7 protein-coding genes are annotated in these 14,066 nt (G+C 58.6%); 5 read left to right on the top strand and 2 right to left on the bottom strand.

The genetic code is table 11. The features are described 5' to 3' along the window. Positions 1 to 25: 25 nt before the first annotated feature. Entirely contained in the window at positions 26 to 2,347 is a 2,322-nt protein-coding gene (locus tag NQZ67_RS15305; RefSeq protein WP_257447347.1) for an ATP-dependent DNA helicase, read from the bottom strand. 503 nt (positions 2,348 to 2,850) lie between these two features. Here NQZ67_RS15305 and mle point away from each other — a divergent pair. The 5 genes from mle to NQZ67_RS15280 all read left to right on the top strand — a co-directional run bounded on the left by mle (position 2,851) and on the right by NQZ67_RS15280 (position 7,634). Further along, the gene (gene mle / locus NQZ67_RS15300) at positions 2,851 to 3,717 is read left to right on the top strand and encodes an alpha/beta fold macrolide esterase (protein ID WP_257447345.1); all 867 of its coding nucleotides are present in this window, start codon (positions 2,851 to 2,853) and stop codon (positions 3,715 to 3,717) included. Positions 3,718 to 3,813: 96 nt separating this feature from the next. Next, positions 3,814 to 5,472, top strand: a complete 1,659-nt coding sequence (locus tag NQZ67_RS15295; protein ID WP_257447343.1) for a carbohydrate-binding family 9-like protein — start codon at positions 3,814 to 3,816, stop codon at positions 5,470 to 5,472. 100 nt (positions 5,473 to 5,572) lie between these two features. Beyond that, complete coding sequence (locus NQZ67_RS15290) at positions 5,573 to 6,004, top strand: VOC family protein (protein WP_257447470.1); 432 nt, start codon at positions 5,573 to 5,575, stop codon at positions 6,002 to 6,004. A gap of 87 nt (positions 6,005 to 6,091) precedes the next feature. Beyond that, on the top strand, positions 6,092 to 7,078 hold the full coding sequence (locus tag NQZ67_RS15285) for a phosphotransferase (RefSeq protein WP_257447466.1): 987 nt from the start codon (positions 6,092 to 6,094) through the stop codon (positions 7,076 to 7,078). Between the two features lie 19 nt (positions 7,079 to 7,097). Beyond that, on the top strand, positions 7,098 to 7,634 hold the full coding sequence (locus tag NQZ67_RS15280) for a GNAT family N-acetyltransferase (RefSeq protein ID WP_371825310.1): 537 nt from the start codon (positions 7,098 to 7,100) through the stop codon (positions 7,632 to 7,634). A gap of 89 nt (positions 7,635 to 7,723) precedes the next feature. On the opposite strand, the gene NQZ67_RS15275 is transcribed toward NQZ67_RS15280, so the two are convergent. Continuing rightward, a complete protein-coding gene (locus NQZ67_RS15275) occupies positions 7,724 to 13,987 on the bottom strand; it encodes an invasin domain 3-containing protein (protein WP_257447339.1) in 6,264 nt (2,087 codons plus the stop codon). Positions 13,988 to 14,066 lie beyond the last annotated feature (79 nt).

The raw sequence follows: 14,066 nt of genomic DNA, 5'->3' as shown, positions 1-14,066 counted from the left end.
GATGCTGTCAATCCAAAAGTTGCCTTTAATCATTCTTTACCGCGCCAAGCCACTCCTCCGGCAAAAGCTGACGGTAACCGCTCTCCAAGTAACGGTCGTCGATCAGCGCGAGCGTCCCCGTATCCGTCTCCGACCGGATGAGGCGGCCGCCCGCCTGCAGCACCTTGTTCATGCCGGGAACGACGTAGGCGTAGGTGAAGCCATTCTTGCCTTGGGAGCTGTAGTAGCTTCGGAGCGTATCCCGTTCCAGCCCCAACTGAGGCATGCCCACCCCGACGACGACGACGCCGATGAGACGGTCGCCCGGCAGGTCGACGCCCTCCGAGAAAATGCCGCCCATGACGGCGAAGCCGACAAGCGATCGTTCGCCATCGGGGCGGAACGCCGCGAGGTAGGCATCCCGCTCCTCCTCGGCCATGCCGCTCTGCTGGAGGAGGACATCCGGACGGCTTGCGGACTCCCGTTCGCCGGCGCCATCCAGCAGCTCCAGATAAGCCTCATGCACGGCGTTCATATAGGCGTACGAGGGGAAGAAGGCCAAGTAGTTGCCCTTCTTGCCGGAGACGGTGCGGCGGATGATCTCCGCGATCGGCTTGTAAGAGACGTCCCGATCCTGATAGCGCGTCGATATCGGGTGGACGGATACCGTCAGCTGCTCGCTCGAGAAAGGCGACGGCAGCGACAACGTATAGTCCTCCTCGCTCCCGCCGAGCACGTCCATATAATAGCCGAGCGGCGTCAGCGTCGCGGAGAAATAGACGGCCGAGCGGTAGCCCTTCACCGTGCCGGCGACCAGCTCCGACGGATCGAGGCAGAACAGCTTCACGCTGACGTCGTTCCGCGATACCTCGGTCATCGTCGTGAAGCGGTCGTCATACAGCTTGGCGGCGCGAAGGAATTGCTGGACTTCGAAGTACAGCTCGAGCAGCTCGCCGCCTTCCGTCTCGAGAAGCGGCTGAGCCGCCTCCGCGAAGCGCTCCGCTAGCCCGATCAGCTCGTCCGGCCGCTCCTTCTCGCTGACGGCCGGCTTGCCGTCCGCAAGCCTCTTGCGCGTCGCGATGAAATAATCGTTGACGGCCTTCGCCGCTTCGAACGCCGTCTTATGCCTCCCCTTAAGCGACCGCTGCATCGCGAGGAACGGCGCTTTGGTCAGCCCGCCGGAGAACATCTCCCGCGCGCGGTCGGGAAGGTTATGCGCCTCGTCGACCAGAACGGCCGTCTTCTTCTTCACTTCCCCGTACAGCCGCTTGAAGGAGATGCGCGGGTCGAAGACATAATTATAGTCGCAGATCACAAGATCCGAAGCATAGGCGAGATCCAGCGAGAACTCGAACGGGCATACCGTATGCTTCCTCGCGTACCGCTCGATGACGGAGCGCGTCATGAGCGTCTCGTTCTCGAGGATGTCCATAATCGCCCCGTTGATCCGGTCGTAGTAGCCGTCCGCGAACGGACAATGCTCCTTCTCGCACCGCGTCTCCTCTTGGAAGCAAATTTTGTCCTTGGCCGTCAAGGTCACCGCGTGCAGGTTCAGCCCTTTGGCCGCCATCAGGCCAAGCGCGTCCTCGGCCGCCGCCCGCGTCGTCGTGCGCGCGGTCAAATAATAGATCCGCTGCAGCAGCCCCCGGCCCATCGCCTTGATGGCCGGATACGTCGTGGACACCGTCTTGCCGATGCCCGTCGGCGCTCTCGCGAACAGGGAGACTCCTTCTTCGACCGATTTGTAGACCGCCCCCGCTAGCCTCCGCTGTCCCGCCCGGTACGATTCGAACGGGAACGGCAGCGACTCGATGCTCGCGTTCCGCTTCCGTTCATGGTCCCTCCTCAGCAGCGCGTACGGCGCGTACCGCTCGACCATGCCTTGCACATCCCGCTCCAGCTCCTCGAGGCTCGCTTCCCGAACGAAGCGCTCCGTCTCCTCCGTGACCGTGTTCACGTACGTCAACTGGATGCGCATGCTCGGCGCGCCCGTATCCCGGGCGTACATATACGCGTAGAACCAGGCCTGCGCCCAGTGGACGGGAAATCCCCCCTCTTCGCGGACGCGGCCTAGATCCCCCGCCGTCGACTTAATCTCGTCGATCGTCGGTATCGGCTCCGTCGCAAGCACGCCGTCGGCGCGGCCGTCCACGGAGAAGAGCAGCTCCCCGCACGGGATCTCCGCCTTCAGGTACACTTCCTTCCGGTCGCCTTCGCCGTATTCGCCCTGCACGCGCAGATGCGCCTTCGTGCCCTCGTGCATGGCGTCCACCGTCTGAAGCCGGTTATCGATGCTGCCGCTCAAATAGACGTACTCGACCAGATGCCTGACCGATAACGAAACCGGATATGCCGTCGTCTGCTCCATGCTTCATTTCCCCTTTTGCCTGCCCCGTACTCGTTCTCGAACATTCGTTCTCTCAGTTTAGCATAGAGGCTGCGGAATTGCAGAACAATTCCGCGGCAAGCGGCGTTCTGAACGATGGAAAATAGCGGTTGACAGATTTTGCGAAGCGGTGGTAGGATGGGAACTACTTTACAGGAACGGAGGGTTACGTGTGATAAACTAATTTTTCGATAAAGCCTTGCATTAGCGACGATATTGCTCAGGTAGAGCCTATTTGTCGTGCATCGCAATCGAAGAATGGTTGACCGCGCGTTAACCCGCAATCGGAATTGGCATCGGAACTTCATTCGCACGGACTTTATGGGCCCAAACGTACGCGCCGATACTCGGCTTGTTCGCGCCCGCATCCCGGTTAAGTCCGTCGACGCGCAGTCTCCGTCCGCCTGCTCCCTTCGATACGCGAAGCACCGGCATTATGGCCCGTGCTTTTTTTGTTTTTTATCAGAATCGAAGGAGATGGTGGAATGAATCAACATTTATGGGTCTCGAATAACGGAGCCGAGCTCTATACGGAGAGCTTCGGGGAACGTAACGATCCGGCCCTGCTGCTCATTATGGGAGCGCAGTCGTCGATGGTATGGTGGGATGAAGCGTTCTGCCGCCGCCTGGCGGATGCCGGGCGCTTCGTCATCCGGTACGATAATCGCGACGTCGGCGAGTCGACGGCATACGAGCCCGGACAGCCGGGGTATACGTTCGTCGATATGGCGGACGACGCAATCGCGGTGCTCGATGCTTACGGGATCGAGAAGGCTTGCATCGCGGGCATGTCCATGGGCGGCATGCTGACGCAGATGATCGCCCTTCGTCATCCTGATCGGGTGAGCGGCATCGTGCTCATCGCCACCTCCAATTTCGCGCCGGATCTCCCTCCGATGGAGGAGAAGGTCATGTCCTTCTTCGCGAGCATGGGCGAGGTCGACTGGAACGACGAACGCTCGGTTGCCGATTTTTCGGTCGCCAAATGGAACGTGCTCAGAGGCTCGAAGCATGCCTTCGAGGAGAACCGCATCCGCGAGCTTGCCTTGCTCGAGCTTCGCAGAAGCCGCCGGCCGGCCAGCATGACGAACCACGCTTTCGTTGCGGGCGGAGAGGAATACCTGGCCCGTACCAGCGAAATAGCCGTTCCGGCGCTCGTCATTCACGGCACGGAGGACCCGATCATTCCTTACGCTCATGGACGGTCGCTGGCCACCGTCATTCCGGGGGCGATCCTATTGACGCTGGAAGGCACGGGACATGAGCTTCATCAAGGAGACTGGGACGTCATGATCGAGGCCATCCTCCGTCACTCCGCGTCTCCCGGCAGCCATTCGGAAATCGGCATATAAACCCGCGAACTTGCCGATAGGCGCCGCCGCGTCTTCGTGATACGCTAGATTCATGGAAATACGAAATACGAATCGGATGATGGGGAGGCCATCGGCATGACTTACCGGATTGCGATAGCAGGCTGCGGCGGAATCGCGAATCAGCATCTGGACGCTATCAAACAAATCAATCGGACAAAAGGACGAGCTGCGGCCGTCGCCATAGCGGATCTGAACGAGGAGCGCATGCGGGCGGCATCGGAGCGATACGGCTCCGAGCTTCGGCAGTACGCCGACTACAAGCGGATGATCGCGGACGTTCGTCCCGATATCGTCATCATTACCTTGCCCCACCATCTCCACATGGAGGCGGCTTGCTTCGCGGCGGAGGCAGGCTGCCACATTCTGCTGGAGAAGCCGATGGCGCTGCGCGCGGAGGAATGCGATAGGATCATAGAGGGCGTTCGGCAAAGCGGCGTTTCTCTGCTCGTCGGCCATACGCAGCGGTATATCGCCGAGAATCTGGCGGCGAAACGAATCATCGACGAAGGAAGCCTTGGTCGGTTGGTGATGCTGCACGATGTGCGGCATACGGATTATTATGCCGAGGGCCGTCCCGAATGGTTCTTCCGCAAAGCATTGTCGGGCGGCGGCATCGCGTTTAATCTCGGGTCGCATTCCGTGGATAAGGCTATCTGGCTGACGGGCAGCGCCGTCTCCTCGGTTCAGGCGGGAATGACCTGCCATGGGAACCGGGGCGACGTTGAAGGCAGCGTCATGGCCCGTCTGCAGCTGCGCGGCGGCGTTACCGCGACAATCGTCCAATCCGGCTACAAAGGAGCCTCGGCCAACTACACGGAGCTGCTGTTCACGAACGGCTCCTTGCGTCTCGAGACCGGGCGCGCCCTCTATCGGAGCGACGGAGGCGCCTACTCGCTTGTCGAGACGCATGCCGGCTCCGATCCGTTCGTCCTTCAATTGGATGAGCTGATCGCCTCAATCGAGACAGGTCAGCCTGCCTCGTGCTCGATGGAGGATGCAAGGCATGTCGTCGAAGTGCTGGAGGGGATGTACCGCTCCCACCGAAGCGGACGGGAGGAGCTTGTCGGGGAGGCGCGCTCGCGGCATACCGAAACGCCTGCCGCAGTCATTCCGCCGGCGAGGCTATCCCGCGAGGGTGCTTGGTCGGACTTCTCGGACGGCGCGCAGCTTGCCATCGGGCACTACATGTGGCTGCCCGACTGGCATGGACCGAAGGCTCGCATTGCCCTTTCCTGCACGACAGACGAGCTGCAAATTCAGTTCCGCGCGTACGAGCCGGAACCCCTTGTACGGTTTGCTAATCTCAACGATCCGGTTTACAAGGACAGCTGCGTCGAATGGTTCCTTCAGCCCGACCCGCTTCAGGACGCCCGTTATTTGAATTTCGAGCTGAACGCGGCGGGAACGATCTTGGTCGGACTCGGCACAGGGCGGCTTGACCGCGTCTACCTGGAGGCGGATGAGCTTCCGCCGCTGCATATCCGCGCGGAGAGGCAGCTCCAGGATCCGGCAACCGGCGAGACGTACTGGTCGGTCCGCTTCCGGCTTCCCTTGTCATGGCTTGCAGGTTTGTTCCCCGGCTTCCAGCCCGGACCCGGCGCCAGGATGCGCGGCAACTTCTATAAGTGCGGCGACGAAACCGCCCTGCCCCATTTCGGGAGCTGGTCCCGCGTCGGCGCGGACGAACCCGATTTTCACCGCAGCCAGGACTTTGGCTGGCTGATCTTGGGTTGACAAAAATAAGATCATTTGTTCGCAAAAACCTTGTTATTTTTTTCCTGGTTGTTGTATACTGAATGAGGTTGAACAAACTTTGCCAAAGGGGCTGTACATGATGTCGATCCGTTTGAACCCGTATTTGAATTTTGACGGCACTACGAAGGAAGCAGTTTATTTCTACGAGAAAGCGCTTGGCGGGCAAGTGATAGGCATCATGACGTTCAGAGATGTGCCAGAGGATCCGAATCATCCTCTGCCGGACGAGATGAAGGACCGCGTTATGCATGCGCATCTCAAAGTCGGCAACGACGACCTCATGTTCTCCGATACATTCCCGGGCATGCCCCATCAGCCGGGCGACACGGTTCAGATTGCGATCCATCCTGCCGACGAATCGCGGGCGAAGGAAATTTTCGCGGCGCTGGAGGACGGCGGACAAGTCGTCATGCCTCTTCAGAAGACGGATTGGAGCCCCCTGTACGGAATCGTGAAGGATAAGTTCGGGGTTACGTTCCAAGTGAACGTCGCAGCGGAGCAGGCACAGTAATCGACCCAGAGAAACAACAACCAAGCCTCCTGTTCGCGTAAGCTGACAGGAGGCTTTTCTATTTTGCGACATAGAGGCGGTGTATGCTTGGATACGGTCATATCGGAGGAAGCGATTCTGCAGGACCTTGTGAACAGCTTCCAGCAATGCTTCGGCATGAAGGTGCTGGATGCGGTTCCAATCAGACGCGGCTGGTTAAATTTAAAATGGAAGCTCACAACGGATGCAGGAGCCTATTTGCTTAAGCAATACAATCGAACAAGATATCGCTTGTACAAACCAGAGGAGCTGCATTTGGCTTTCTCCGCGCAAACCAGATTACATCGAGACGGGCTTCCCGTGCCGAGGCCGCTGACCTGTCAGCATCGCGTTCTGCTTGAATCCGATGGCGGAGAACGATTCATGGCGATGGAATATTGCCAGGGCCTCACCATTCAGCCGGGCCGGGCGAACCTTCGTCAAATGTATGATCTAGGCCGCTCAACCGGACGCATGCATCGTCTTCTGAACGATGGGACACTAGGCGGAAAAGGAAGTCCTCAATTCGTTCCTCCAAGCCGGGAGGATCGTCTGGAGCATTGGAAATCCATGCTGCGGCAAGCCGAGGAATGCGGCAAAGCCCCATTGCTGGATGACATCGAGCTGCAGCTTAAGGCAACCGAGGAAATAAACGAAGAGCTTTTCGAGATCATCGAGACCGGATGGGCGCACCGTGATTTATGGTCCGATAATCTTCTGTTCCATGAGGACCGTCTGTCCGCTATATTGGATTTCGATCGGCTGAATTACGATTATCCGCTGCTCGACGCCGCCCGTGCCGTTATGTCATGCGCGTTCGACGATCGGCTGGATGTCTCGCTCGTGTCGGCCTTTAGCGAAGGATACCGCGAAGAACAGACAGTGGATCAAGGTTATTTGGCGAATTCCTTGCAATTGCTGTGGTACATGGAGAGCGCTTGGTGGATTCATGCCGACATGGACAAGCATAGCGCGCCGCCCGCCCGGTTCGCCAAGGAAATGAACTGGCTCGCCAACAACTATAGGAGCCTGCGTGATCTTTTAGGTCATTTATAAATGCTGGGAGATGTTCGATATTAACATTGCTATACGAGTAGAAACGTCAGCCGATTACCCTATTACCGAAAATGTGGTGAAGGCCGCCTTCGCCGATGTGGAGATCAGCGACAAGAAGGAACATGAGCTGGTTGCCCGCATCCGTCGCTCCGATGCTTTCGTGCCCGAGTTTTCCATGGTAGCGGTCGATAATGACAGAAACGAGATCGTCGGCCACATTTTATTATCCAAAATAACGATAGCGAATGACGTGCAGAGCACGCCCTCCCTTGCGCTTGCTCCTCTGTCCGTCCTGCCGGAGTATCAGCTTAAGGGGATTGGAAGCTTGTTAATGCGTGAAGTGTTACACCGCGCTAAAGAAACGGGCTTTTCCTCCGTCATTGTGCTGGGCCATCCCGGTTACTATCCGAAATTCGGCTTCAAGCCCGCATCTCACTGGGGAATCAAAGCTCCCTTCGAAGTGTCGGATGATGTATTTATGGCGCTTGAACTGGAGGGAAATGCGCTGGATGGCGTTACGGGGGTTGTTCGGTATTCGAGGGCATTCTTCGAATAAGTTGGTTGGGGAAACGGATTCGCTGAACGTAAAGAAGATCGCCATACTGCCTGCTCTGCTTGGGCAGTTAGTTGGCGATCTTCTTGCACCTAATTCAAGTATTCCAATTGACGAAGCAATCTGCTTAACAAAGCAGCCATTTCGCCGCGCGTGCTGACCCGTTCAGGGTTCAGCTCCATGTCGTCTCCGCCGCGGAGAATTCCGGCTTCGACAAGGAGACTGACGGCCTCCTCCGCCCACTCCGCTACAGCATCGCCGTCGTTGAAGTCAGAGAGCCGCTGGTCTGCCGCAGCCTTCCATCCTTCTGCCCCTGACGCTGTGATTGCCCGGACAAGCATAACAGCCATCTGCTGGCGGGTTACCGGCGCGTCGGGCTGGAACGTGCCATCGGCAAAGCCTTGGATAATACCCGCTTCGAACGCCGATCGTACGGCTTCCGCATACCATGCGTTCTCCGGAACATCCGTAAATTCGCCGGCCCCGCCTGCTCCGCCAACGTCTAGCGCCCGGACCAGCAATGTCGCGAACTCCGCGCGGGTAACTTCTTCCTCAGGCGCAAAACGGCCATTAGCGCGCCCTTGCACGATCAGCTTATTGGCTAGAAGCTCGGCGTCCTCTTGCGACCAATGATCGTTCAGGTCGGCAAACTGCACATCCCGCTCTAGCAGGATGAACAAGCCTCCGGTTCGATCACCCTTAAGCGTAACCTCCGTCCTGCCTTCCGAGTCCGTGGTGAACAACGCCGGCACGAAACGGAATTGGCCTGTTTTTTCATCGTAGGCCGCCACCGTTGCTTTTCCTGGATCGATATCGGAATCGGACAAAATGACGTTTGAGCCTGCCAGGCTGAATGACTTGAATTCACCGCTTTGTTCGCCTACGATGTTTAACCGATAGGTGAACGGCTCGGCTGCCAGCTTCGAATCCGTCTTCCTCGCCTGCTCTCTAAGTACCCTCTCCTCGCTCGCGGCTAGCCTCTCCATTACAAACTCCATGCTCTGCGCTTCCTTAGCGGAGGACGACGAGGACTGCACGATGTCCGCAAGAGCAAATTGAAGCATGCCTGCCGGCGTTTCCCAGTCGATGCGCAGCTCCGGATTCCAATCATTCAGCATCTCCAGCTGCGCGCTGGACAGCATCAAATTCCACCCTTGCTCGCCAAGGCTCGTGGAGATGAGGATACGCCCTTTCTCCACGTCTTGCCGGGTCACGACGATCGATTCGCTTCCGCTGCCATCCTTCGCATACAACCGCAAGGTGAACTGGGTCGGCTGCGGCATCCCGATCGTCATAAAGCTCACTTCCGCCGATTGCGTCATATCGACGCCGTTCAGCTTGCCGGTAACCTCCGCTTTCCCCGGAGTAGACGGCGCTTTCCAAATCGCCGTATACAAGCCGTCCCCATGATCCTCCACCGGTTCAAGCGTTCCAGCCGTTGCCGCGAGCTCGACCGTGCCGCCGCTCTCCGTCAGAGCATTTCCGAACGCATCCTTCAGACGGACCGTTACGGTAATCTCGGTTCTGCCATCCGCTAACGCGGTCAATGGATTTACAATTAGAGTCGAGGTTGCCGGCGAAGCCTCGCCTGGTACATAAGCAACGGTTACGCTCTCCAGCAGCTCCGTTCCGTTCAGCATGCCGCTTACCTCAGCCTCTCCTGCCAGCGTTGGGGCCGTCAACGTTGCGGTGTACGTGCCGTCGCCATGATCCGTCACTTCGCTAAGCGTACCAGCCTCGGTATAAAGGGTAACCTCCCCTCCGCTGGAAACCAGCGCATTGCCGAACGCATCCTTCAGACGGACCGTCACAACCGTCTCGCTTGTCCCGTCCGCCGTTAACGTGGTCTCCGCCAGCTCGAGAGTCGATTCGGAAACCGTGGCCTCTCCAGGGATCCAGTCCAGCGAGACCGTCTGGGTGAAGTCTTCTCCATCCAGCTTGCCGCTTACAACGGCAGCTCCCGTCAGGGTCGGCGCGGTTAGCTCCGCCGTGTAGGTGCCGTCGCCATGATCCGTTACCTCGCTTAAGGCTCCCGTCGTTGCGCTAAGCGTTACCTCTCTACCGCCTGTCGTCAGATTATTGCCATAGGCATCCTTCAATTGAACCGTAACAACAGCCTTGCTGCTTCCATCGGCGATCACCTCTGCGGCATCCGTCTGAATCGTCGATACGGCTAGGGACGCGTCTCCCGGTACATAATGGACGGTCAGTTCCTGAGTCAAAGCCTTGCCGTCCAGCTTCGCCGCTATTCCCGCGCTTCCCGTCGTTGTAGGAGACGTCAGCACGGCGGAGTACGTCCCGTCCTGATGATCCGTCACCGCGCCGATTGTTCCCGAGACCGCTTCGAGCGAAACCGTGCCGCCGCTCGTTACCAGCCTGTTGCCGAACGCGTCCTTCAATTGGACCGTTATCGTTAAGGTGCTTGCTCCATCCGCCGTAATCGTCTCCCGATCAACGGCAACTGTCGAGGCGGTAATGGAAGCCTCGCCTGGCACGAAGGCGACTTCCGCCGTTTGCGCCAGCTCTTCCCCGTCAAGCTCCCCGCTGATGACGGCTTGGCCCGCCGTGGTTGGCGCTGTCAATTCGGCCGTATACGTGCCATCCTGATGGTCCGTCACTTCGCTTAACGTTCCGGCCGTTGCGCTCAACGTTACTTCTCCGCCGCTGGATGTCAGATTATTGCCGTGCTGGTCCTTCAGACGGATGGTAATCCTCGTTTTGTCAGCTCCATCTGCCGTTAGGCTTGCGGAGCTTGCGCTTATCGTCGAGGTTTCCACCGACGCCGCTCCCGGCGTGAAGGTCACCGTCGCCGTCTGCACGATATCCATTCCGTTCAGCTTGGCGCTAATGACGGCAGTTCCCGTTACGGTCGGCGCCGTCAGCGTCGCCGTATACGTGCCGTCCCGATGGTCCGTTACCGCGCTGACAGTCCCCGAAGTCGAGAGGATGGCGACCGTACCGCCGGTTTCCGTCAGGGCATTACCGAATGCATCCTTTAATCGTACCGTTATAGTCGCGGTTGCGGAGCCGTCCGCGGTCATGTCCGCGCGATCCATCTGTAGAGTCGATGTACTCGCCGACGCCGCCCCCGGCGCGAACGTCACGGAAGCGGTCTGCGGCAGATCCGCGCTTCCCAGCTTGCCGCTTACAATAGCCGTTCCCGTTACGGTCGGCGCCGTCAAGGTTGCGGTGTACGTGCCGTCCTGGTGGTTGGTGACGGGACCTAACGCTCCGAGCGTCGTGCTTAACGATACAGAGCCGCCGCTCGCCGTCAGATGATTGCCATACTGATCCTTCAATCGAACCGTAACGATCGATGTGCTTGTCCCGTCAGCGGTTAGACTCGCCTTGCTCACGCTTAACGCAGAGGATGCGGCATGAGCCGCTCCAGGTACAAACGTCACCGTAGCCGTCCGAGATAAGCTGGAGCCGTTCAGCTTGCCGCTCACCGTTGCGGCTCCTGCCGCCGTTGGGGCCGTCACCGAAATCATGTACGTGCCGTCACCATAATCCGTAACCGGTCCAACCGTCCCGGCCGTTGCTTGCACCGTCAAAGTGCCGCCGCTCGCGGCAAGCGGGTTGCCATGCGCATCCTTCAGCCGAACGGTCACGACGGAGGAGCTTGTGCCATTCGCGGTGATGGACGAAGGGCTGACCTCAATTGTTGATGTCGTATAGGATACCGGGCCGGGCGTAAAAGCAACCGAGGCCGTCTGCGCCAATGTCGCCGCTCCTAGCTTCGCGCTTATAACTGCACTCCCAGTAGCAGTTGGAGCCGTTAATGTTGCCGTATATCGTCCGTCATTATGATTCGTTACGCTGACTAACGTCCCTGCGGTCGTCTGCATCGTAATGGCACCGCCGCTGGCCGTCAGGAAGTTGCCATGCGCATCCTTCAGACGGACCGTTACAACCGCCGTACTCGAGCCGTCCGCCGTCATCGAAGATTTATCCACGTTCACCGTCGAGGTAGAAGCCGATGCGGGGCCCGGCGTAAAAGCTACCGTAGCCGTCTGCGCCAAATCCGAGCTGCCCAGCTTGCCGCTGACGGTTGCCGTTCCCGATACGGTAGGCGCCGTCAGCTTGGCGGAATAGGTGCCATTGTTATGGTTCGTTACCGCCCCCAGCGTTCCGCTCGTTGCGTTTAGCGAAACCGTGCCTCCGCTGGCAAGCAGCGCATTCCCGTAAGCGTCCTTCAGTCTGACGGTCACGGTCGCCTCGCTGGTCCCATTCGCCGTAAGCGAAAGCGGATTAACCTCGATAGAGGATTCCGTTAACGAAGCAGGGCCTGGCGCATAAGAAACATGTCCCGTCTGCGTAAGCATGCTGCCGCCAACCCTTACGTTAATGCTGGCGCTGCCCGCTGTAGTCGGCGCGGTTAAGGCTGCCGTATACGTGCCGTTATTATGATCCGTTACCGCGCCTACCGTCCCGCTAGTTGCGTTAATCGTGACCGCCGAACCCCCGGTCGTAAGGAAATGTCCATAGGCATCTCTCAAACGGACGGTTATGGTAGCTGAATCTTGTCCATTGGCCGTCAGAACGGATTTGCTCACAATGAAGCTCGACGCGGACGGAGATGCCGCACCCGGCACGAATGCGACCGTCGCCTTTTGCTGCAATGCCGAGCCGTTCAACGTCCCGCTTACCGTCGCCGTCCCGAGCGATGTCGGGGCGGTCAGCCGCGCGGTATAGGTGCCGTTATTATGATTCGTTACGGCGCTAAGGGTGCCCAATGTCGTGGCAAGCGTTACGCTATCCGTCCCTTTGCTAATCGCGTTGCCGTACATGTCCTTCAAGCGGACGGTTAGGGTCGATTGGCTTGTTCCGTCCGCCGCGATGGAAGCCGGGCTGGCTTCTATCGTCGTAGTCGCAGCCGAGGCCGGCAGCGGCGTAAACGCGACCTGTGTCGATCCCGTCAATGGCGATCCGTTCAGCGTGCCCGTTACGACCGCGGTTCCCGCCGCGGTCCCCGATGTCAGGACAGCGGTATAAGTGCCGTTCCCATTGTCTGTAGCGACCCCAATAGTGCCCAGCGTAGTTTGCAGCACGACAGGCCCTTCTCCGGCTGGCAGCGGGTTTTTCCCGCCGTCCATTAAGCTCACCGTAATGACGGAGGTGCTCGTTCCGTCCGCCGGGATGGAGGCCGTACCGGCGGTTACCGCGTCGAGGGCGGGATAGACCTGTACCGGCGTTTTAATCCCGCAGCATACGTCGCTGTTCGCGCCTAATTCGTTCGTAAAGTTCCAGCCCCAGCCCCATAGAGCGCCGGCGCTTGTCTTGGCGAAGCCGGAGGAATCCGCTGCGGAGATATCTACGGCGCCGGATACGTTCGGCAGTCTGGTCGCTTTGGGATAACCCGCGCCTTGAAGCCCCCACCACCATACCGTTCCGTCCGACTTCAGCGCGACGCTCATCCTTCCGCCGGCGGAAATTTGCGTAACGTCCGTTAAGGGGGCGTTGGAGGAATCCTGCACCTGCACGGCCATGTTCACGTCGTCTCCGCCGGTCCCTAGATTTCCATCGAGGTTGTTTCCCCAGCTCCATACGGTGCCGTCGCTCCTCAAAGCCAATACGACAACTTCGTGCGAAGCGATCTGCACGATGTCGGTTAAGAATGTACCATCCTGTCTCTTCACCTGCACCGGATAGAGAGAGGACGCATCCGATCCGTTCCCTAGCGCACCGTATCCGCCATACCCCCAAGCCCAGACCGTCCCGTCTTCCTTCAGAACGACGGAATGATACGAGTTGCCGCCGGCTTGCTTCACCCCTGTTAGGGGATTACCCGGCGATTGCATCATTTGAATGGCCTTATACGAACGCGTATTCAAGCCAATATCGCCTAGGTTATCGAATACGCTTGATCCCCAGCCCCATACCGTGCCGTCGGATTTGACGGCGAGCGAGGTTTCCCCTCCTGCGGAAATTTGCACAATATCTGTCAATGGGGCATTCGAAGAATCAATGGTCTGCACGGCAAGCGCTTCTTGCTCCGTCTGCGTTCCGTCTCCGAGCTGGGCATAGTCGTTCTGTCCCCAGCCCCAGACGGTGCCGTCGTTCTTCAAAGCCAAGGAATAATAAAACCCGCCATCGACCTCCTTCACATCGGCCAGCGGCTGGCCGTTCTTCTGGAACACTTGAACGGGTCTCCATGAGCCATCGACTCCGCCCACCTGCCAAACGGTGCCGTCCCCCGACACAATCAGCGAATGGGCATAGCCCGCCCCAAACTCCTTCACGCCAATCGGCGCGCTCGAAGCCCCGCCCGCATATGCGACCGGCGCTGGTGGCCATAACCCGACTATAGATAAAACAAGCGACAGCAGGGCCGCGTATTGAAACGATCGGAACAATACGTTCAACTCCTCTTACTAGACTAATCATTAACTATCCTAATAAAAAAACACGTTAAATCCTATTAACGAAAGTTAA

The organism is Paenibacillus soyae, assembly GCF_024623455.1.
GTDB classification, from domain to species: Bacteria; Bacillota; Bacilli; order Paenibacillales; family Paenibacillaceae; genus Pristimantibacillus; species Pristimantibacillus soyae.
This window is presented reverse-complemented; position numbering and strand designations above follow the sequence as displayed.